Annotated in this window: 15 protein-coding genes; 7 read left to right on the top strand and 8 right to left on the bottom strand. The window is 60.8% G+C overall.

All coding sequences use genetic code 11. The features are described from left to right. Positions 1–26 precede the first annotated feature (26 nt). The 5 genes from ACGG9J_RS04725 to ptsP are packed head-to-tail and all read left to right on the top strand — an operon-like array spanning position 27 to position 4,151. The gene (locus tag ACGG9J_RS04725; RefSeq protein WP_390134083.1) at positions 27–338 is read left to right on the top strand and encodes a PTS fructose transporter subunit IIB; all 312 of its coding nucleotides are present in this window, start codon (positions 27–29) and stop codon (positions 336–338) included. Between the two features lie 37 nt (positions 339–375). Continuing rightward, positions 376–1,494 carry a PTS fructose transporter subunit IIC gene (locus ACGG9J_RS04720; protein ID WP_390134081.1) on the top strand — a complete coding sequence of 373 codons (1,119 nt, stop codon included), beginning with the start codon at positions 376–378 and terminating at the stop codon, positions 1,492–1,494. A gap of 26 nt (positions 1,495–1,520) precedes the next feature. Further along, positions 1,521–2,270 (top strand): D-allulose 6-phosphate 3-epimerase, encoded by a 750-nt coding sequence (alsE, locus tag ACGG9J_RS04715; protein ID WP_390134079.1) that lies wholly within the window; start codon positions 1,521–1,523, stop codon positions 2,268–2,270. Between the two features lie 10 nt (positions 2,271–2,280). Further along, positions 2,281–2,541, top strand: coding sequence for an HPr family phosphocarrier protein (locus ACGG9J_RS04710; protein WP_390134077.1), 261 nt, complete (start codon positions 2,281–2,283; stop codon positions 2,539–2,541). Beyond that, complete coding sequence (gene ptsP, locus ACGG9J_RS04705; RefSeq protein WP_390134074.1) at positions 2,538–4,151, top strand: phosphoenolpyruvate--protein phosphotransferase; 1,614 nt, start codon at positions 2,538–2,540, stop codon at positions 4,149–4,151. The genes ACGG9J_RS04710 and ptsP overlap by 4 nt, the downstream gene beginning before the upstream one ends. A gap of 81 nt (positions 4,152–4,232) precedes the next feature. Here ptsP and ACGG9J_RS04700 read toward each other — a convergent pair whose 3' ends face one another. The 8 genes from ACGG9J_RS04700 to ACGG9J_RS04665 all read right to left on the bottom strand — a co-directional run bounded on the left by ACGG9J_RS04700 (position 4,233) and on the right by ACGG9J_RS04665 (position 15,676). Next, complete coding sequence (locus ACGG9J_RS04700; RefSeq protein WP_390134071.1) at positions 4,233–4,619, bottom strand: nuclear transport factor 2 family protein; 387 nt, start codon at positions 4,617–4,619, stop codon at positions 4,233–4,235. Positions 4,620–4,741: 122 nt separating this feature from the next. Beyond that, complete coding sequence (locus tag ACGG9J_RS04695; protein ID WP_390134069.1) at positions 4,742–5,584, bottom strand: formate/nitrite transporter family protein; 843 nt, start codon at positions 5,582–5,584, stop codon at positions 4,742–4,744. Positions 5,585–5,695: 111 nt separating this feature from the next. Further along, positions 5,696–8,521, bottom strand: coding sequence for an ABC transporter ATP-binding protein/permease (locus tag ACGG9J_RS04690; protein WP_390134066.1), 2,826 nt, complete (start codon positions 8,519–8,521; stop codon positions 5,696–5,698). Between the two features lie 104 nt (positions 8,522–8,625). Continuing rightward, the gene (locus ACGG9J_RS04685; RefSeq protein WP_390134064.1) at positions 8,626–12,084 is read right to left on the bottom strand and encodes an FtsX-like permease family protein; all 3,459 of its coding nucleotides are present in this window, start codon (positions 12,082–12,084) and stop codon (positions 8,626–8,628) included. Between the two features lie 2 nt (positions 12,085–12,086). Next, entirely contained in the window at positions 12,087–12,788 is a 702-nt protein-coding gene (locus tag ACGG9J_RS04680; RefSeq protein ID WP_390135313.1) for an ABC transporter ATP-binding protein, read from the bottom strand. A gap of 155 nt (positions 12,789–12,943) precedes the next feature. Further along, positions 12,944–14,395 carry an ABC transporter ATP-binding protein gene (locus tag ACGG9J_RS04675; RefSeq protein WP_390134062.1) on the bottom strand — a complete coding sequence of 484 codons (1,452 nt, stop codon included), beginning with the start codon at positions 14,393–14,395 and terminating at the stop codon, positions 12,944–12,946. Then, on the bottom strand, positions 14,373–15,071 hold the full coding sequence (locus ACGG9J_RS04670; RefSeq protein ID WP_045923762.1) for an energy-coupling factor transporter transmembrane component T: 699 nt from the start codon (positions 15,069–15,071) through the stop codon (positions 14,373–14,375). Before ACGG9J_RS04670 ends, ACGG9J_RS04675 begins: the two co-directional genes overlap by 23 nt. After that, complete coding sequence (locus ACGG9J_RS04665) at positions 15,068–15,676, bottom strand: MptD family putative ECF transporter S component (protein ID WP_390134060.1); 609 nt, start codon at positions 15,674–15,676, stop codon at positions 15,068–15,070. Before ACGG9J_RS04665 ends, ACGG9J_RS04670 begins: the two co-directional genes overlap by 4 nt. Positions 15,677–15,944: 268 nt before the next feature. On the opposite strand from ACGG9J_RS04665, the gene ACGG9J_RS04660 reads away from it, so the two are divergent. Beyond that, positions 15,945–17,945 carry an ATP-binding cassette domain-containing protein gene (locus ACGG9J_RS04660; protein WP_390134058.1) on the top strand — a complete coding sequence of 667 codons (2,001 nt, stop codon included), beginning with the start codon at positions 15,945–15,947 and terminating at the stop codon, positions 17,943–17,945. Beyond that, a complete protein-coding gene (locus tag ACGG9J_RS04655; RefSeq protein WP_390134056.1) occupies positions 17,929–19,680 on the top strand; it encodes an amino acid ABC transporter ATP-binding/permease protein in 1,752 nt (583 codons plus the stop codon). The genes ACGG9J_RS04660 and ACGG9J_RS04655 overlap by 17 nt, the downstream gene beginning before the upstream one ends. Positions 19,681–19,821: the final 141 nt, after the last annotated feature.

Below are 19,821 nucleotides of genomic sequence, written 5' to 3'. Positions count from 1 at the left end.
CGAATAACAGCAAAGGAGAATCAATCATGAAGATCGTGGGAGTGACTGCCTGCACCATTGGCATCGCGCATACCTATCTGGCCCAGCAGAAGCTGGAGGATGCAGCCAAGGCGGCCGGCGACGATATCAAGATCGAAACCCAGGGCACCATCGGCATCGAGAATGCCCTGACCGAAGAGGATATCAAGCAGGCGGATGTAGTGATTCTGGCCATTGACATCAAGATAGCTGACGAAGAGCGGTTCCAGGGCAAGAAGACCGTCAAGGTCTCCACCGAGACGGCGATCAAGTCGCCCAACAAGCTGATCGCCAAACTGCACGAAATCGTCGGCAAGTAGAAACTGTGCAATCAACCATGCGGACAAGGAAGTCATCATGAAACAATTTTGGAAGCAAGCCAATTTCAAGGGCCATCTGCTGACGGCCATCTCCTATATGATCCCCATCGTCTGTGGTGCGGGCTTCATTATCGCTATCGGAATGGCCTTCGGCGGCAAGGCCCAGGACACCTTGGTCATGGGGAAGTTCGACTTCTTCCAGGCCCTGGCTACCCTGGGCGGCAAGGCGCTGGGACTCCTCCCGGTCATCATTGCCACAGGCATCGCCTTCTCGATTGCGGGCAAGCCTGGAATCGCGCCTGGCTTTGTGACCGGTCTAGCGGCCGTAGCCATCAGCGCTGGCTTCATCGGCGGCATCATCGGCGGATATATCGGCGGCTGGCTGGCCTACGCAGTACTGCGCTACGTCAAAGTGCCCAGCTGGGCCAAGGGGCTTATGCCCACTTTGATCGTGCCTTTCCTGGCCTCCCTGGCCAGCGGGCTGATCATGATCTACATCATCGGCACCCCTGTGGCCTGGTTCACCACCTGGCTGACCAACCTGCTGACAAGTATGAACGGGGCCTCCAACCTCATCTTCGGCGCCGTGCTGGGTGCCCTGAGCATCGTCGACTTCGGCGGACCCATCAACAAGACCGCCTTCGCCTTTGCGCTGACGCTGCAGGCCCAGGGCATCAACGGCCCTGTCACTGCCTTGCAGCTGACCAACACGGCCACCCCCATAGGCTTCGGCTTCGCCTATCTGGTCGCCAAGCTCCTGCGCAAGCGGATCTACACCCATGAAGAGGTGGAGACCCTCAAGTCCGCAGTGCCCATGGGCGTTGTGAACATCGTCGAGGGATCCATCCCCATCGTCATGAACGATCTGGTGAGGGGAATCATCGCCGCTGGTCTGGGCGGCATGTGCGAGGGCGCCATCCTGATGAGCCTGTCCAACGGCAAGGGCGCCACCGTGCCTTTCGGCGGCTTCCTGATGCTCCCCACCATGGGTGCCAAGTGGTGGGTTGGACTGCTGGCCATCGCTGCCAACGTCCTGGTGACCGGCATCGTCTATGCATTGATCAAGAAGTCGATCCCTGAAGATGCCGCCGAGCCTGCTGCATCAGCGGCAGAGGACGAAGAGGATCTTGACCTGGACGATATTCAGGTCATATAAATCAACAGAAGGATAATAATTCCACAATGACAGTGACAAGCACACCAACATTGACCAAGCGCTCGCGGCAAATCCAGCTGGCCCCATCGCTGATGACCATGGATCTGGACCAGTTCAAGGAGCAAATCGGTTTTCTGAACGAGAGAGTCAACCTCTACCACATCGACATCATGGACGGCCACTTCGTGCCCAACATCACCCTGTCGCCCTGGTTCATCGAACAGACCCGCAAGATCTCAGATCTGCCAATGTCGGCCCACCTTATGGTGACCGACGCACCTTTCTGGGTTCAGCAGCTGATCGATATCAAGTGCGAAATGATCTGCATGCCAGCGGAGGTGTCCAACGGCGTGGCTTTCCGGTTGATCGACCAGATTCATGATGCGGGCCTTAAGGCGGGCATGGTGCTCAACCCGGAGACCCCGGTCGACACCATCCTTCCCTACATCGATTTGTTGGACAAGGTCACCATCATGACTATCGATCCAGGCTTCGCCGGTCAGCGGTTCCTGTCGGTCTGCCTGGACAAGATCGTCCAATTGCGCAAACTGCGCGACGAGCACGGCTATGGGTATCAGATCGAGATGGACGGATCAACCAACCTAGCCCACTGGAAGCTGATCTCCGATGCTGATCCTGACATCTATGTGATCGGCCGTTCCGGGCTATTCGGACTTACTGACAGGATCGAGGATTCCTGGGACCAGATGGTCCACGAGTATGAACAGTCCACAGGATACCGGTTCGACAACGGTCGTTACGTCAGCGAAGACTGAGGAGACAGCTATGGCAAGCGAATTCACCTTCACTATTTCCGACCCCGAGGGCATGCATGCAAGACCGGCAGGCAGGCTGGTCGAGCAGGCGCAGAAATACCAGTCCGCCATCACTCTTGACGACAAAGGCAACAAGGCGGATGCCAAACGCATCTTCGCGGTCATGGGTCTGGGCGCCAAGCAGGGCGATACGCTCACTGTGAGCGTGGATGGCCCGGACCAGGACAAGGCCGTCGAGGGGCTCCAAAGCTTCTTCAAGGAGAACCTATGAGGGAGCTGAGAGGCACCGGTGTCTCGGCAGGCATTGCCATAGGGCCCGTCAAGGTCTTGGAGGAGGCCAGGCAGGTGGTGCGGCGCACCGTCGATGATCCTCACGCCGAGATCGAACGATTCCGCCAGGCCCAGCAGGTTTCCATGGACCAGCTGGCCAGGATCCGGGAGGATACCGCTGCCAAACTTGGCGAGGACAAGGCCGAGTTATTCGACACCCATCGGCTCATGCTCAAAGATCCGGACTATGTGGAAGGAATCGAAGGGCTGATCCAATCGGACAAGGTCAATGCCGAATATGCGGTGGATGCCACTGCGCAGAGCTTTGCCACCATGTTCGCCGGTATGGACTCCTCCTATATGCAGGCGCGGGCCGCCGACGTGCAGGACATTTCCAGACGCCTGATCGACAACCTTGGCTCGGGTGCACAGGCGGGCGGACATTGCCTGCCAACCATCGTCATGGCCTCCGACCTGGCCCCCAGCCAGACGGCTCAGATGGATCCCTCGCAAGTGCTGGGTTTCGCCACCAGCCAGGGCTCGGCTAATTCCCACACGGCTATACTGGCCAGGACCATGGGGCTGCCTGCCGTCATCGGTCTTGGCCAGGATCCCAGATCAGAGGACCAGGGCCTGACAGCCATTGTGGATGGTAGTCAGGGTCTGGTGTTGATCGATCCGGACCAAAAGACCCTTGAAGTCTATAAAGTTCGTCAGCGGGAGTTCCAGCAGCGCATGCAGCAGCTCCAGGAGCTCAAGGGCAAGCCCACCAGAACCAGAGAAGGCCAGGAGGTCCATCTCTATGCCAATATCGGCAGGCCTTCGGATCTGGATGCAGTCGAAGCCAACGATGCCGAAGGGATTGGACTCTTCCGCAGCGAGTTCCTCTACCTGGAGAGCGAGGACTTCCCCACCGAGGAATCACAATTCCAGGCCTATAAGGAGGTCGCCCAGAGAATGGGCGACAAGCCCGTCATCATCCGGACTCTGGATATCGGAGCTGACAAGCAGGTCGGCTACTTCGGTCTGGACCATGAGGCCAATCCTGCTCTGGGTTATCGGGCCATCCGTATCTGCCTGACCCGTCCGGAGATCTTCAAGGTGCAGCTCAGAGCCATCCTGCGGGCATCAGCCTTCGGGAACGTCTCCATCATGCTGCCCATGATCACATCCACCAAAGAGGTCGAGCAAGCCAGAGGCATCATCGACCAGGTCAAGGAAGAGCTGCGCGATAGGGACGAGGACTTCAAGGAGGACATCCAGGTGGGCATCATGGTCGAGACCCCGGCCTCGGTCGTCATGGCGCCGGAATTGGCCCGGAAGGTGGACTTCTTCTCCATCGGGACCAACGACTTGACCCAGTACACCCTGGCCTGTGACCGGCAGAACCCCAACCTGGGACAGTTTGCCGACCCGCATTCGCCTGCTGTCCTGCGCATGATCCGCATGGCTGTGGATGCCGCTCACCAGGCGGGCATCTGGTGCGGGATCTGCGGCGAGCTGGGTGCCGACAGGGCTCTTACGGCGACCTTCCTGGATTACGGCCTGGATGAACTTTCGGTCTCGCCGGCGAGCGTTCTGCCGGTCAGAGAGGCCATTCGCGCTCGCTGAAACCTTCTGGTTCTCTTGCCGTCGAACCCATGGTTAAGTGGCAAGAGAACCAGCTTGGTCGGTTGAGGGACGGGGTAAGGGTCAGAAGAGGCCGTTGCCGTTGCGGGACTGAACGCCTTCCACGTTGTGTTCGATGATGTCCCAGTGCTCGGCCAGCCGGCCGTCCTGCAGACGGTAGATGTCGCAGACCTTGTTGACATGGCCGTTCTTCAGCGTGCACTTGAAGAAGACATAGACCATGTCGCCCTCTCCGTTCAGTCTGATGATGTCGATTTGCGGTCCCAGAGCCAGGAACCCCTTGATGAACTCCAGGAACCCCGTCTTCCCGTCAGCGCAGGTGGGGTTGTGCTGGATGTAGTCGTCACGCATGAACCTGTCAATATTGCTGGTGTCTCCCTGGCTGAAGACCTGATCGTAGAATTGTTGCACCAGGGACTTGTTGGCTGCCGTCTCGCTCTCGCTCATCATGAACCTCCGCTTTCTGTCTGTACATAAGCTGTCGAATTTCTTCATGATAGGTGCCTTTGCTCAGGCTCGTAAGTACATCTGAAATCACCGTGAGCATGTGGAGGCGGCTAAAGTGAGGACTATCAGGCCTTGAACCGGCGCTCGTCGTTCATGGTGGCGAAGTTCAGACCGATCAGGATGCCGCCGCCTATATAGTTGCCCAGCATGGCCACTAGAACAACCAGGATCGCCTTCCAAGCGTTGACCCGCCCAAAGACGCCCAGGATGAGGAAGAGGGCAGAATCCGCTATCGAGTGCTCGAAACCGCAGAAGGCGAAGACGAAGACGGCCACGACCATGATGATGCACTTGGTGAAGTCGTTGGAAAGCTTGCCGTTGTAAACCATGAGCATGGCGATGTTGATGCAGAAGTTGCACAGGATGCCGCGCACGAACAGGTCAGCGAACCCCATGGGACCCCCGGAGACGTAGCCGGTCTTGGTCGCCGCGGCCGTCAGCATCTGGTTCAGGGTCGGCCCGCTGACAATGGATGAGAAGCGGAGAATCACGGCTACGATCAGGGCCCCTGCCAGGTTGCCCAGAAGGCAGAGGACCAGGATGCGCAGGGAGGCCAGCCAGCCCAGACGCTTGTGATAGGCGCCTATAGTGACCACCATCATGTTGGAGGTCAGCAGCTCGGAGTTGGTGTAGTAGATCAAAACCAGGGCCCAGCCGAAGGTGGTCGCTGCCAGGACCCTGCCTGCCAGAATCAAGCCATGGTTGGCGGGGTCCTGGCCGGCCTGGCCCATAATGACAAAGTAGGCCGTGAAGAAAATGCCTACAAAGAGGCCTGCCATGGTGGCTCGTTGCATGTACTTGCCGGTCAGGGCGCCGCTCATGGTCTTCTTGCTCTCGACCACATCCAGGACGGTGCTGATGAAGGCCCGCCCGGGGAAGAGGGGTTGCCTGTCTTGCTGGTCTGTCATCTGATTGAGTTGCTCATTCACGGGGTTCATTATGGCATTCCAGAGCAGGGAAAGGCCGGCCTTAAGGCCCTACTGTGCGGGAATTCACTTCTTTGCCAACGTCGCCCAGCCTCATTCGGTGCGCAGGGCGGTGGCGGGATCCTGCTTGGCCGCCTTCCGTGAGGGGATCAGGCCGCCGATCAGGGTCAGGATCACGCTCAGAATCACCAAGGCTATCCCGCCTGAGGCAGGCAGGGCCGCGTTGACTTCGGTGGTGCCCATGAAGTGGTGCATGATGCTGTTGGCCGGAATGATCAGCAGCAGGGTGATGCCCACCCCCAGCAGGCCCGCCAGAAGCCCGATGAGGCCGGTTTCGGCGTTGAAGACATTGGAGACGTTGCGCTTGGAGGCGCCCATGGCGCGCAGGATGCCGATCTCCTTGGTCCGCTCCAGAACCGATATATAGGTGATGATGCCGATCATGATGGAGGAGACCACCAGCGATACTCCGACGAAGGCTATCAGCACGTAGGTGATGACGTTGATGATGGTGGTGACCGAATTCATCATCAGGCCGACGTAGTCGGTATAGACGATCCTGTTCTTTTCTGCTGCCTTGTCGTTGTAGTGCTTGATGGAGTCGCCTACGGAATTCTTGTTCTCGAAGCTGTCCGTGTAGATGCTGATGCGGGAGGGGGCATCCCGGGAGATCAGGCCGAAGTCGCTCAGGTTGTCGGCGTAGGTGCCTGTAGAGACGTATTGGTTGTATATGGCGACCAGGGCGTCCTGTGGGGCGGTGGCGATGTACTGGTCGAAGGCCTGGGCAGTCTGTTGCTCAGCTGAGGCTCCTGTGGGGATGCCTGCAGAACCTTGGGCTCTCGCAGCGGCTCCGGCCCGGCCCTGGGCCTCCTGGCCGGCCATGGCTGCCGAACCCTTCATGATCTCCTGGGCCATGCTGGCCTTCTGTGTAACCCCCAGGGATGCGATGTAGGCCTTGGCATCGTTGGCCTTGGCGGCATCGTCGGCAGGGGCGAAGGCCATCCCGTTGAGGACGCTGTGGCCCTGGTCGGCCTCCTGGTCGGTGACGATGGGGCTGGTCTTGGCCTGGTCGATCAGGTAGTCGGTCAGCTGGCGGGTATACCCGACGCCGACCTTGAGCGGCGTGGCCTTGGCTCCTTGGTTGGGGCGGACGATGCCGACGATGTGCAGCTGCAGGCCCTGGTCGGCGGCCTTGGTCATCTGGTCCGTGCTGTCGCCGATGTAGTGGTAGTGGCCGTCGGTCCCCTTGGCATATTGGCTCGCAGCGGGCACCAGGGAGAGCTTCTGGTCCATGGCCTTGGCGTATTCGATGGGCTTGGTGTCGACCTTGACCTCCTGGCCGCTGTTGAGCTTGTTCATCATGTCGGTGTACTGGCTGGAGGGGAGGATGCCCAGCTTGTAGAGGCTGGTGACGGGCATCTGGTTGTTCTTGTCCAGCACCAGAACCACCTGATCCTTGGCCTTGGGCCAGGTGCCGTTCACCACCTGGTAGTTGTCGGTGACCACCTTGCTGATGGTGGTCTTGGCGTTGGCCCCCGGCATGATCTCGCCGAAGATTTCCGGGGCCTTGTTCTTTTCGGTCTTGCCGGTCAGGTAGGACATCTGCATGGACTGGATGTCGCCCATGTCGCTGTCGGTGTTGGCCGTGGCCATCTGGCTGGCGGTGGAGCTGGCGTCGTCCTGCCCATTCATGGTCACCTTGTCTGCAGAGACCAGCTTGCCATCCGGATCGTGCCCGAAGACCGAGAACTTGGTGGCGTAGGAGTACTGGATGCCGACGGATCCCACGTACTGGTGGATTTCGCTCTTGGGATTGTCCAAGTATTTCTTGAAGTCTGTCAGATTGTTCTGGGTGATGCTGCTGGTCAGGCTGGAGGCCCCCTTGACGCTGGAGTCGTCCGGCTGGATGGCCTTGAGGTTCTTGTGGGCCTTGGCCTCCTTCTGGGTTTCCTGGGCGGAGTCCACTATCTTGTTCAGGTCGAAGGACTGCTCCTGGATGGTGATGGGGTAGGAGGTCATGGTCTCACGCTGTATCCTGTCGATGTAGCGATTGACTCCGGTGGACACCGACAGGATCAGGGCGATACCGATGATGCCGATGGATCCGGCGAAGGCTGTGAGTGCAGTTCGCGCCTTCTTGGTTCGAAGATTGTTGAAGCTCAGCGACAGGGAGGTCAGCAGCCCCATGGAGGCCTTGCCGAAGGTGCGGTGGCGTGCCCGGCGGATGGGCACCTGGTCGTCGGGCAGGGGGTCGGAGTCGCTGATGACCGATCCGTCGTGCAACTCCACGATACGGGTCGCGTACTGGTGGGCCAGCTCGGGGTTGTGGGTGACCATGACCACCAATCGGTCCTGGGCCACCTCCTTGAGCAGGTCCATGATCTGGATGGAGGTCTCGGAGTCCAGGGCTCCCGTGGGCTCGTCAGCCAGGAGGATGCGGGGGTTGTTGACCAGGGCCCTGGCGATGGCCACCCGCTGCATCTGCCCGCCAGAGAGCTGGTTGGGCCGCTTGTTCACATGCTGGCCCAGCCCCACCTGCTCCAGGGCCTTCCTAGCTCGCTCCCGCCGCTCCTGCCGATGCACGCCCGAGATGGTCAGGGCCAGCTCCACGTTGGACAGGATGCTCTGGTGGGGGATCAGGTTGTAGCTCTGGAAGACGAAGCCCACGGTGTGGTTGCGGTAGGAGTCCCAGTCCCTGTCCTTGTATTTCTTGGTGGAGGTGCCGTTGATGATCAGGTCGCCCTGGTCATAGCGGTCCAGCCCGCCGATGATGTTGAGCAGGGTGGTCTTGCCGGAGCCGGAGGGGCCCAGGATGGCCACGAACTCGTTGTCGCGCAGGTTGACGCTGACGTCATTCAAGGCCTGCTGGACGAAGTCCCCTGTTTTGTATTGTTTGGAGATGTGTTCGATCTGCAGCACCGTCGTCCTCCGCTTTCTGGGTTTTCAATGGCTTTAATGGCATGGACTTATGGACTCTTGGAGTGCCAGCTTACGCCATCAGCATGGGTAAATGCCGATATGGCCTAGTCCACTGACTTGAGAGCCTCCAGCATGTCCACATGCTTGAGCTTGTTGTTGACCATCCAGCCCAGTCCGGCCGTGATGACCGTAATCATGACCAGGGGCACGACGAAGGCCACCCAGCTGATGGAGGGGTCAAAGAGGACGTTGTCCGGCGGGACGGTGGTGATGATGTAGTGGTGCAGCCAGGCCCCGAACCCGTACCCAGCCAGGACGCCAATGGCCGAAAGGAGGATGGTTTCCCGGTAGATGTACATGGTCACCTCGCGGTCGTAGAAGCCCAGCACCTTGATGGTGCTCAGCTCGCGGATCCGCTCCTCCACGTTCAGGTTGGTCAGGTTGTAGAGGATGACCAGGGCCAGCAGGGTGGCCACGATGATCAGCACCTGCATGATCATGTTCAGGGACCTGACCACCGTGTCGATCTGGCTCATCAGGGTGGTGTTCTGCACCACCCCCTGGATCCCGTCGATACGCATGAAGGAGGCGGCCTGCCTTCTGGTGTTCTCCGCGCTGGAGTCCTTGAAGGTGACCAGATGGGCGTTGGGTGAGAAGTCCTGGTGGAAGACGGTCCTGTAGGCCGATGGGCTCATGAAGACGAAGTGTCCCAGGTACATCTCGCAGATGCCGTCCACCCGCATGGTCCTGTCCCTGCCGCCTGAATCCTGCAGGGTGATCCTGTCGCCGGCCTTGGTCCCTGTCAGCTGGGCGATCCGTTCGGAGAGGATCACGCCGTCGCCCTTGAGGCTCAGGGGCTTGTGCCCGGACCGGGTGTCCATGCGGATGAAGTCGTCCAGGTGCTCGGCGCTGGCCGGCGCAATCATGGTGATGGACTGCTTGTCGGCGTTGTGGCCGGCTGTCTTGCTCATCTCCTCGTAACGCACGTTCAGGGAACGGCTCACATCGGGCTTCTCCAGCCGCTTCTTGATGGATTGGCGCTGGTCGGATGTGGCCTGGCTGTTCTCGGCGGCGATTAGGTCGTAGCGGATCACCTGGCCGAACTGGTGCTCGTTGATGGCCGAGATGGATCCCTGTACGCCGAATCCTGCCATCAAAAGGGCCACTGACCCGCAGACCCCGAAGATGGTCATCAGCATCCGCTGCTTGTAACGGAAGATGTTTCGGGCGGTGACCTTGTGGGTGAAGTTGAGCCGGTTCCAGATCAGGGGGATGCGCTCCAGAAAAATCTTCGAACCGGCGCTGGGCGGTTTGGGCAGTAGGAGGGCCGACGGCTTCTCGCGCAGCTCCCGCCAGGCGCTCAGGAAGGCTGGAACCACGGCGCTCAGGAAGGCCAGTAGGCAGGCCAGAAGGGTGATGGGCAGGTGGAAGCCGTAGTGGATGGGCGGCATGTCGAAAGCGTGGGCGTAGGCCTGGTAGACGATCCAGGGCAGGAGGATGTGGCCGGCGATGATGCCCAGAAGCGCGCCTAGGGCCGAGGCCGCTCCGCCATAGACCAGGAACTTGGCCATGACATCCTGGTCCCTGTAACCCAGGGCCTTGAGCGTTCCGGCGTTGATCCGCTCCTCGTCCACGAAGCGCGTCATGGTGGTGAAGGTGACCAGGGCGGCCACCAGGTACATGAAGTAGGGGAAGACCTTGGCCAGCGAGTCCACAATGAAGGAAACGGAGGCGTAGACCTTGTAGCCCTCTGAGCCGGGCGCTTCCCGGCGTGAGTCCAGGGCATAGACCGGCTTTTCCAGTCGGCTCAGCTGGTCCGCCGCCTTGTTTAGCTTTTTCTGGGAGTCGTCGATCTTCTTCTGAGCGTCCGGGCTCTCCCTGTTGAACTTGTCCAGTTTGGTTTGGTATTCCGCGATTTTCTGATCCAGGGTGGCCTGGGCTTGGTCGATCTGCCCCTGGGCTGAGGCGCGGCTGTTGGCCAGCTGCTGCCGGGCCTGGGCCAGCTTGGCCCTGCCCTGGGCCAGCTGTGCTGAGCCTTGGTCGAGTTGGGCCTTGCCCTGGGCCAGTTGGCGCTCGCCTTCTTCCACCTTGGCCCTTGCCTGGGTCAGTTCCTGCCGCTTTGCGTCCAGGGTCTGCTGGTTGGCCGCAATCTGGGCCATGCCGGGGGTGTACTGGTTGGTCATGAAGGCATCGCGGCCGGCCTTGGCCTTGGCTGCCAGCGCATTGATCTGCGGTGACTGCTGGTTGAGCTCGGTCAGCTGTGCCTGCAGCCCGGCCTTCCTGCGGTTGAGCTCCTCTTGCTGCTGGGGGGTCAGCCCGGGTGTGGCCAGTTGTGCGTCGATGGCCTGAATGAGGCCGGTGACCTGTGTAATGCCCTGCCTGCATTGCTTCTGTGCTTCCTGGGCCTGGGCTACGGCCTGGTCGGCCTGGGCCTTGCCACCCTCCAGCTGCTGGTGGGAACCATCAAGCTTGGCCTGTCCCTGGTCGATGGCCTGTTGCCCCTGGTCGGCCTGTTGCCTGCCCTGGGCCACCTGGCTGGCGGAGGACTGGTACTGTTTCTGCTTTCGAGCCAGTACGGCCGAGCTCAGATCTACCTCCTGTTGCCCCTGGTCGATGGCTGCCTGGGCCTGCACCGTCTTGGCGGCCAGTTGGTTCTTGGCGGACTGGATGCTCTGGGCACCCTGGTCCAGATCCTTCCTGGCCTGATCCAGCTGTTGCCGGTTCCTTTCGAGTTCCGCTCTGGACTGGTCCACCTGGTCTTGCCCCTGGTCCAGTTTCTGCTTGAGGGGGGCCTTGATGGCGTTCAGCCTGGCGGTAGGGCGGCCTGACAGAATCCTATTCAGATCGTCCTTATGGGTCTGCAGGGCTTGGATGTACTGGTCGGAATAGTGGTCCCTGATCCGATCCAGGTCTTTGAAGGTCAGGCGGGCGATCATGTACTCGTCCGAGTCGAAGGCCCCGGGCGTGGTCACAGCGTAGGAGTCCAGCGACCCGGATCCGGCTGTGGAGGGCCCCATGTTGACTTTGCTGAGGATCTCGGTTGACTTGACCGTACCCACCACGCGCAGCTTGTGGTGCCTCAAGACCCTCCTGCCCAGCTGGTCGGCCTTCTCATCTACCTGGATGCTGCTGCCGATGGGGTGGCTCCCGGCCAGGGCCGTGTCGACTGCTATCTGGTCCGGTCTGGTCGGCATGGATCCGTCGACCAGTTCGTAGGTGGAGATTCGGTTGGGGGCAGAGTAGATGCGCAGGCTCTTGTCGGTCCCCTTGAGCACCACATCCTTCAAATACCCGTATTCGATGCCTGAATTACCAGGGGCGGTGTCGATAGCATCCCGATCCTCCTGGTCCAGCCCGTAGTTGCTGATGACCATCAGATCGGCCAGATGGTGGTTGGACAGGTAGGCGTTGCCGGCCTGCCGCATGTCCGGCCCCGTAACGCTCAGCCCGACCAGGGCGAAGGAACCCAGTGCCACCAGGCAAACGATGGAGATGAATCGTCCCAGGGACTTGCGCAGGGAGACCCGGATGTCGTGCCAGAGCACCTTCCTGACGGGCTGCATCCTCACCACTCCACGTTTTCGATGTCTTCGGGGCTGTCATTGGTCTGCACGGCCTGAACCCGGGCGTCGTGCATACGGATGACCCTGTCGGCGATGGGGGCGATGGCCGCGTTGTGGGTGACGATGACCACGGTGGCGCCCTTCTTGCGGCACTGATCCTGCAGGATGCGCAGCACCTGCTTGCCGGTCCGGTAGTCCAGGGCCCCGGTGGGTTCGTCGCAGAGCAGGATCTTGGGGTTCTTGGCCACGGCCCGGGCGATGGCCACACGCTGTTGTTCACCGCCGGAAAGCTGGGCAGGGAAGTTGTCGATCCGGTCTCCCAGGCCCACGTCGACCAGGGTCTGGACCGGGTCTGCGGCATCGTCCACGATCTCCGAGGCCAGCTCCACGTTCTCCCTGGCGGTCAGGTTGGCCACCAGGTTGTAGAACTGGAAGACGAACCCCACGTCGTAGCGGCGGTAGGTGGTCAGCTGCCGGGCATCATAGCCGGCGATGTCCTTCCCGTCCACGATCACTTGGCCCTCATTGCAGGTGTCCATGCCGCCCAGAATGTTCAGTACTGTCGATTTGCCCGCCCCCGAGGCACCAAGGATGACCACCAGCTCGCCCTTTTCGATGGAGAAGGTGACGGCGTTGTTGGCCACGATGGTCGTTTCGCCGGTCACATACCGTTTCGTCTCTCCGATGACGTCGATATAGCCCATCATGCCCTCTCGTAACCCTGGCTGTGCGGCGGGGCCGTCCGCCGCGAGGGACGCCCCCTGATGCTCTTTTCCCCACTACTGTATACGTTCGCGGGGCCCGGAGCACAGGAGAACCGCCTACCGGGAGGCGTCATGTTCACCGACCCTGCAAGGGCTCAGAGGGCTTGTAGGAGGTTGCCCAGTTTGCGGCTGTCCCTGACCGGTCTGCCCTGACGGAAGGTGATGAACCGCTGGCAGGTCTGAGCCAGGAACTCCTGGTCGTGCGAGATGACGATCACCATGACCCCCAGGGAGCGCATGTAGCGGATCATCCCGGTCACCTGGTTCATGTGGAGCAGGTCCAGGCCGCTGGTGGGCTCGTCCAGAACGACCAGGCGTTTACCTGACAGTATGGCGGCCGCAATGGCCACCCGCTGCTTCTCTCCGCCGGAGAGGGTGTTGGGGTGTCGGCCCAGGAGCCGCTCCAAGTCCAGCTTTCGCGCCACCTCCTCGAAGAGATCGGTCTGCCTGGCCCCAAGGAGCATTTCGCCCTCGACGGTCTCGCTGAAGAGCTGGTAGTTGACATCCTGGAAGACCATGTAGGAGTCCTCGACGCGCTCTCTGGCGGTCTGTTTCGTCCCGTTCAGGCTGATCTCCGACCTGTCGCCAGGCTTGAGCAGTCCGGTCAGGACCGAGGCGAAGGTGCTCTTGCCGGCTCCGTTGCGGCCGATGATGCCGGTGACGTCCTCGCTGGACAGGGTCAGATCGTCCACATTTAGGGCAGGAGCCTGGTCGTGGTGGTAGGCATAGGTCAGATTCCTGACCCGGAGTAGGTCGGGGGTCTTCTCAGGGGCGACTCTGGCAGGGGCGCTCGCCTCCTCGTTCGCATCTAGGTTCAGGGCCCGAAGCCCCATGGCCTGACGACTCGGGCCATCCAGTCCCCTCATGGCGGCCGGGGACAGGTGTTCTTCCAGCTTGCCGTCTTTCATGACCAGGAAGTCGTCGGCCAGCCCGTCCAGGTAGTAGAGGCGATGCTCGATCAGAACCATGGTCAGGCCCCGGTCCTTCAAACGGCCCAAAATTTGCGCCAGGCTGGCCACCGCTTCGACGTCCAGGTTGCCGGAGGGCTCGTCCAGGACCAGAATCTGCGGGTCCATCATGCAGGAGGAGGCGATGGCGATCATCTGCTTTTCGCCCCCGGACAGGGAAAAGATGTCCCGATCCAAGAGCTGGGTGATGCCGAAGAGGTCGGCCACCTGGTCTATACGCTCCCGGATGGCCTCCGGCTGAACCCCGGTGTTCTCCAAGGGGAAGGCCAGCTCGCTACGGACGTCGGTGGTGAAGAATTGGGTTTTGGGGTTCTGGAAGACCGATCCCACCTGCTCCGAAAGTCGATAGATGGGCCGGGCCGTGGTGGGTTCGCCCCCGATCAGGCACTCTCCCTCCAGCTTGCCCTCGTAGAGTTCGGGAATCAGGCCGTTGATGACCCTGGACAGGGTGGTCTTGCCGCATCCGCTCGGCCCGGTGACCACAGTCAGTCTGCCCTGATCTATTCGGCAGGAGACCTCCTCGAGGGATGGCTGGCTGGCGCCCTCGTAGGTGAAGCTAAGCCTGGAACATTGCAACATAGGCTCCACATCCCATAAGGACCAGGCCCAGGGCGCACATGAGCGCATCCAGTCCGGTGAAGGCAATTCGTTGGATGGAGGTCTTGGGACCGGGGTCGCCAATCCCCCTGGTCAGGGCGGCCGAGGTCAGGTCGGAGGCCACGTTGGTGGCGTTGTTGAGCAGGGGAACGTAGATGTACTCCATGGTTCGCATCGGATGCCGGACCATGTCGCCGGTGGTGACGGCGATCCCCCTGAATTTCATGGCTCGTCTGATCTGGGCATAGTCGTGCCTGACGGTCGGGAAGAATCGGAAGAGGACGCTGACGGGGATGACCAGCCACTGGGGGGCGTGGATCTTGCGCAGCAGGTAGACCAGCTCCGAGACCTTGGTGGTGCCCATCATGAAGGCCGCCACCAGCACCAGGGGGAGGATCCTGCCCACGCCGACGAAGAGGAAGAGCAGGTAATGCCCCGGCAGATTCTCGGGAAAGACCATGGCCAGGGAGGCGCCCAGGGCGAAGACCAGACAGACCAGAAGCCAGGCCTGGCCCTTCCTGACCCTGCCCACGATGACCTGGAAGCTGCAGAAGTAGATGTTGATGGCCAGGACCAGCGGGGTGGGGAGGGTGACGAAAATCAGGGCGTTGGCGAAGATGACCAGCAGGAATCTGGTGTAGATGGAGATGGGCCTCATTGCTTGGCGGGAATCCGGTTGAAATGCCGGTCAACGATCCGGGCGCCTATCCATGCCCCGAGCAGGGCGCCGACCAGAGTGGCCAGAATGCAGACCAGGAAGGTGGCTCCGGTGATGGGCGCGAAGACCCCGTCGATGTACTCCTGGCTCTTGCCGCGGCGGACCAGGCTGGCCACGTAGGCATCCTTCATGAACCAGAGTGGAAGCACGGGGCCGGTGCAGCCGAAGGTGAGGATGACGTAGCTCAGGTAGCGGGCCAGGTTGGGACGGCTCTCCCTGAGCGAGGACTGAACCAGATCAGCCAGCAGGCCGCAGAAGGCGTATGGGATGAAGGAAAGGGCGAAGTGGCCGAAGACCAGCAGGAAGAGGCCCATGATGATGCCGACGATGGTGATGGCCCCGAACCTTGGCACGCGGCGGATCATCAGCATGTAGACCGGGCCGGAGACCAGCCCTACCACAGCAGGGATGAAGAGGGAGGACAGGCCGGGCATGACCAGGCCCGCCAGGAAGACGGTGATAAAGTTGCCGACCGCCATGCTGACGAAGTAGAGGGCCGTAAAAATGCCGACGTTGACCAGGTCTTTTGTCTTCAGTGCTTTCATAAAGGATCGCTCCCATCCGGGTGGCGGTCGCTCGGCCCTAGGCCATATCCGCCGATTGCAGGTTGTGCCGTCAAGTTTAGGAGGGCCGGGAGGGAAAGTAAATGATATTTTTTTATATCTCTTGCCAGCTCTTGCCAGGGCTTCACAATAAGGGTATTGCCTGGCGCGAGAGGATTTTGTTAGTGTCCACTGAGAGGGGCGTATCAGAAAGGCGGCACGGAGGACAGGCATGATCAGCAAGCGACTACTTCATCTACCGGGAGCCAGGATGGGCGCCAGCCTCCTGCTGGCCCTCCTGCAGACGATCGGCGCGCTGGCGGAGGTGCTCCTCCTGCCGGTAGCTATCGCGGCCGTGGGCCGTTCCCTTGGTCTGACTGTTCCTCATGCCCTTGCCTGGGTGCCGGGTCGCCCCGGACCCCTGGCGGCCTTGATAGGCGGGCTGATCCTGGTTCGGTTCCTGACCCAGGCGGTCGCCAGGTTCGTCAGCGCCCGGCTGGCTGATGGGATGGGCAAGGCGCTCTCCCAGGCCCTCTACCTATCCGTGTTCGACCCCAACAGGCAGAAGGACGACCTGGGCGTTCCGGCGCAGACCCTGGCCAGGCTTTCGACCGAAGGGGTCAAGTCGGTCGTCTCCTACTTCACGGCCTACATTCCGGCCCTGGTCCAGACCGCCCTGATGCTGGTCGTGACCCTGGCCGTCCTTCTGCCTGTCAGCCCCCTGGCTGCGGTGATCGTCGTGATCGGCATGGTGGCCCTGCCCCTGGCTTCTAAGCCCACTATGGGCGAGAACATCAAGGTACAGCTGGGTCAACTACGCAAGTACGACAAGGTCGGCGTCCACTTCGAACATGCCCTGAGAGGGCTCAATACCTTGAAGATCTTCGGGGCAGACCAGCGGCAGGCCGACGATCTGGCCGAGGAGTCCGAGGGTTTTCGCCGGATAACCATGGGGGTCCTGGGCGGGCAGCTGCGCTCGCTGATCAAGGCCGACGTGGTTATCTACACCAGCCTCATTCTGGCGGTCGTTGCCACAGTCCTGATCGGGCAGGGCGGGCCCTCACGAGTGCTGTCCTGCCTGGTTGTTGCTTTGACTGGGGTCCGGCTCTTCGCCCCTGAGCGGCAGCTGGTCTACATGATGCATTCCGGCATGGTCGCCATCAAGCAGGGCAAGGCCATCGACGATATTCTCCAAGCGCGGCAGGGGAGCGACGGGGAGTCGGAGGCTCCAGGGGCGACTCCTGAATCAAGCAAGAAAGTGGCCTCGGAAGGTGCTCCGGCAACGATTTCGGAAGCATTTGAGGAAGTGGATCCAGGAACGAGTCTTGAAGTATCTGAGAAAGCAGCTCGGGAGTCTGACCCGGAATCCGTATCGGGTGCTGGCCGAATTCCTGCAAGTGGATCCGCCTCGGAGCTTGCTTTGAACGCTGTCCAAGCGCCTGTATCAGGTTCTGCCGATGTGGTGGGGCAGAATGCTGGTTCGGTACGGCTGAGCTCGGAACAGGCAGATCAGGCGGATATGTCTGGAGACGATTCGCCGGGCATCCGCGCTCGCAATCTGACCTACACCTATCCTGACGGCTTCCAGGCCCTGACTGACCTGAACTTTGACCTGCCGGACAAGGGGCATGTGGGCTTAGTCGGTGCCTCGGGCTCCGGCAAGAGCACCCTGGCGGGTCTGCTGTCTGGGCGCTTTCAGAGGTATGCCGGAGAGCTGACCATTGGCGGGCGCCAGATCGGCGACCTGTCACGCGAGGACTTGGTCGGCCTGCAGACCGTGGTTCGGGGAACCGATCACCTCTTTACCGGGATCATCAGGTCGAATCTCGATCCGGCTGGGCTGGGCTACTCGGATTGGGAGCTGCAGGATGCGCTGGACCAGGTCGGCCTGACTGGTCTTGTCCAGAGCAAGGGCGGGCTGGATGCTCCTATCGACCCTGAGGGAGGCAACCTTTCTGGAGGGCAGCGCCAGCGTCTGTCCATTGCCCGCGGGCTCCTGCGGCGTTCTCCTCTCTACATCTTCGATGAGGCAACCAGTGCCGTGGATCGCGAGCATGACGCCACCTTGGCTGCCCTGATGGATGCGCTGGGCAAGGAGTCCCTGGTCCTGACCATCACCCACCGCCTGGCTGGGGTCCGCAATGCCGATTCCATTCTCTTCCTGCAGGAAGGTCGTCTGGCGGAGAGCGGTGGCTTCCGCGAACTGATGGATGCCGGAGGCGGATTCGCGGCCCAGTGGAAGGAGCAGGCACAGTATGAGGACGGGGAGTGACGACATGCAGCAGCAGACGACGAGCAACCTGGCGATGATGCGCCGCATGGCCCGGCTGATGAAGCCTCTAGCTGGTACGGAGGGCAAGGCCATCCTCTGCGGCAGCTTAGGCCATCTCTTTGCTGTCTGGAGCATGATGGCTGCCGCTGCGGCCCTGATCGGTCTGGTCACGGACTGGCCGCCGCTGAATGGCCAGTGGGTCGTCTGGGCCCTGGTAGCGGTTCTGACCGCTCTTAGCCGTGGGGTCATGGCCTATGGGGAGCAGTACTACAACCACGAGATGGCCTTCAGCATGCTTCGCGACATCCGCACGACGGTCTTCGACAAGATGCGGTCCCTGGCCCCGGCTGGCCTGCGAGATCAGGCGCGCGGAGACATGGTGACGGTGATCACCAATGACATCGAGCTGCTTGAGATCTTCTACGCCCACACCCTTTCGCCCATAGCCATTGCTTTGGTGACATCTCTGGCCAACTTGGCCCTACTCACCTGGCTCTCGCCCTGGATGGGTCTGGCTGCCCTGGTCTCCTACCTCATCGTCGGTCTGCTCATCCCCATCCTGAGCGCAAGGCCCACCTTCAAGGTAGCCATGAAGGAGCGGACGGCCCAAGCCAACCTGCATTCCCTTCTTCTGGAGACTCTGCAGGGCCGCACAGAGCTGGCGGGGTTGGGTGCTTTGGGGAACACTCGCCGTCGGGTGGGAGTCGCTACGGACCAGATGCTGGATGCCAGGGGGCGCACCTCTGGGCGGACCATTGCCAACGATCTGGTCACCAACGTGGTCACTCTGATCTGCGCTGGAGTCTTCACATTGATGGTCTGCCACCTAGGTTCGGCAGGGTTGGTGAATCCTGCACGGGGAATGATCGGACTGGTCGGCTTCCTCTCCTCTTTCGCTCCCTTGATACCTGTGGCCCGGCTAGGCGCCGGCCTGCAGCCCACCTTGGCCGCGGCTCGACGGGTCTTCTCGCTTCTGGATAAGGAGCCGCCTGTACGTGAGGTGGAATCCGGTCATGGGAATCCTCTGACGGAGTTCACTGGAGAGGAGGCCAAGGCGGTTTCTTTCTCCTATGCTGGCAAGACTGACACGGGCAAGACTGATTCGAGTGAACATGGCGGCCGAATTTCGGTTTTGGAGGGTCTGGATCTTTCCATCAGGCCTGGCGAACTGATCGGCATCCAAGGGGCCAACGGGGTTGGCAAGTCAACCTTGATCGACCTGCTGATGCGGTTCCAGGAGCGAAGCGGCGGGAATCTGACAGTTTCCGATCTGCCTATTGAGACTATCCACACCGCCGACCTGCGCGTCCAGCAGGCTCTGGTGAGTCAAGATACCTATATATTTAGCCTTACTTTGGCGGATAACATCGCTCTGGCTCGGCCCGATGCCAGCAGAGAAGATATTGAGAAGGCAGCTCATGATGCCTGCTTGGATGATCTGATCGACCAGCTACCCGACGGCTTGGATCATCTGCTTGCTGACAACGGCTCGGACCTGTCTGAGGGTCAGCGGCAAAGGGTGGCTCTGGCTCGCGCCTTTTTGAGCTCGGTGCCATTCATGCTTCTGGATGAGCCCACCAGCAATATGGATGCTCTCCTCGAGGGTCGGGTCTTGACTAGGTTGATTGAACGCAAGGGCGACCGTACCTGTCTGATCGTCTCCCATCGTCCCTCTGTGATGGCTAAGGCAGATCGCCTACTGACGCTAGAAGACGGTAGACTTATTCAGGCGTAATTTTTCCACTTCGTAGATGGCAGATGAGTGACGATGTAACCGAAACTCATTGCTGTAGCCAAGGTTGCTCACCTTAAAGAGAGTCGGTACTGGTCAGTCGGAAACCTACAAGTGCATCACTTTGAGTGAGTTCTATAGTCG

It is taken from the genome of Bifidobacterium apicola, from assembly GCF_042846865.1.
In the GTDB taxonomy this organism is placed as follows: domain Bacteria; phylum Actinomycetota; class Actinomycetes; order Actinomycetales; family Bifidobacteriaceae; genus Bombiscardovia; species Bombiscardovia apicola.
This window is presented reverse-complemented; position numbering and strand designations above follow the sequence as displayed.

Bases quoted from the DNA above. Each gene is read 5' to 3' on its own strand.
- ACGG9J_RS04725 (WP_390134083.1), top strand. From the start codon at position 27: ATGAAGATCGTGGGAGTGACTGCCTGCACCATTGGCATCGCGCATACC.
- ACGG9J_RS04720 (WP_390134081.1), top strand. From the start codon at position 376: ATGAAACAATTTTGGAAGCAAGCCAATTTCAAGGGCCATCTGCTGACG.
- alsE (WP_390134079.1), top strand. From the start codon at position 1,521: ATGACAGTGACAAGCACACCAACATTGACCAAGCGCTCGCGGCAAATC.
- ACGG9J_RS04710 (WP_390134077.1), top strand. From the start codon at position 2,281: ATGGCAAGCGAATTCACCTTCACTATTTCCGACCCCGAGGGCATGCAT.
- ptsP (WP_390134074.1), top strand. From the start codon at position 2,538: ATGAGGGAGCTGAGAGGCACCGGTGTCTCGGCAGGCATTGCCATAGGG.
- ACGG9J_RS04700 (WP_390134071.1), bottom strand. From the start codon at position 4,619: ATGATGAGCGAGAGCGAGACGGCAGCCAACAAGTCCCTGGTGCAACAA.
- ACGG9J_RS04695 (WP_390134069.1), bottom strand. From the start codon at position 5,584: ATGACAGACCAGCAAGACAGGCAACCCCTCTTCCCCGGGCGGGCCTTC.
- ACGG9J_RS04685 (WP_390134064.1), bottom strand. From the start codon at position 12,084: ATGCAGCCCGTCAGGAAGGTGCTCTGGCACGACATCCGGGTCTCCCTG.
- ACGG9J_RS04680 (WP_390135313.1), bottom strand. From the start codon at position 12,788: ATGGGCTATATCGACGTCATCGGAGAGACGAAACGGTATGTGACCGGC.
- ACGG9J_RS04675 (WP_390134062.1), bottom strand. From the start codon at position 14,395: ATGTTGCAATGTTCCAGGCTTAGCTTCACCTACGAGGGCGCCAGCCAG.
- ACGG9J_RS04670 (WP_045923762.1), bottom strand. From the start codon at position 15,071: ATGAGGCCCATCTCCATCTACACCAGATTCCTGCTGGTCATCTTCGCC.
- ACGG9J_RS04665 (WP_390134060.1), bottom strand. From the start codon at position 15,676: ATGAAAGCACTGAAGACAAAAGACCTGGTCAACGTCGGCATTTTTACG.
- ACGG9J_RS04660 (WP_390134058.1), top strand. From the start codon at position 15,945: ATGGGCGCCAGCCTCCTGCTGGCCCTCCTGCAGACGATCGGCGCGCTG.
- ACGG9J_RS04655 (WP_390134056.1), top strand. From the start codon at position 17,929: ATGAGGACGGGGAGTGACGACATGCAGCAGCAGACGACGAGCAACCTG.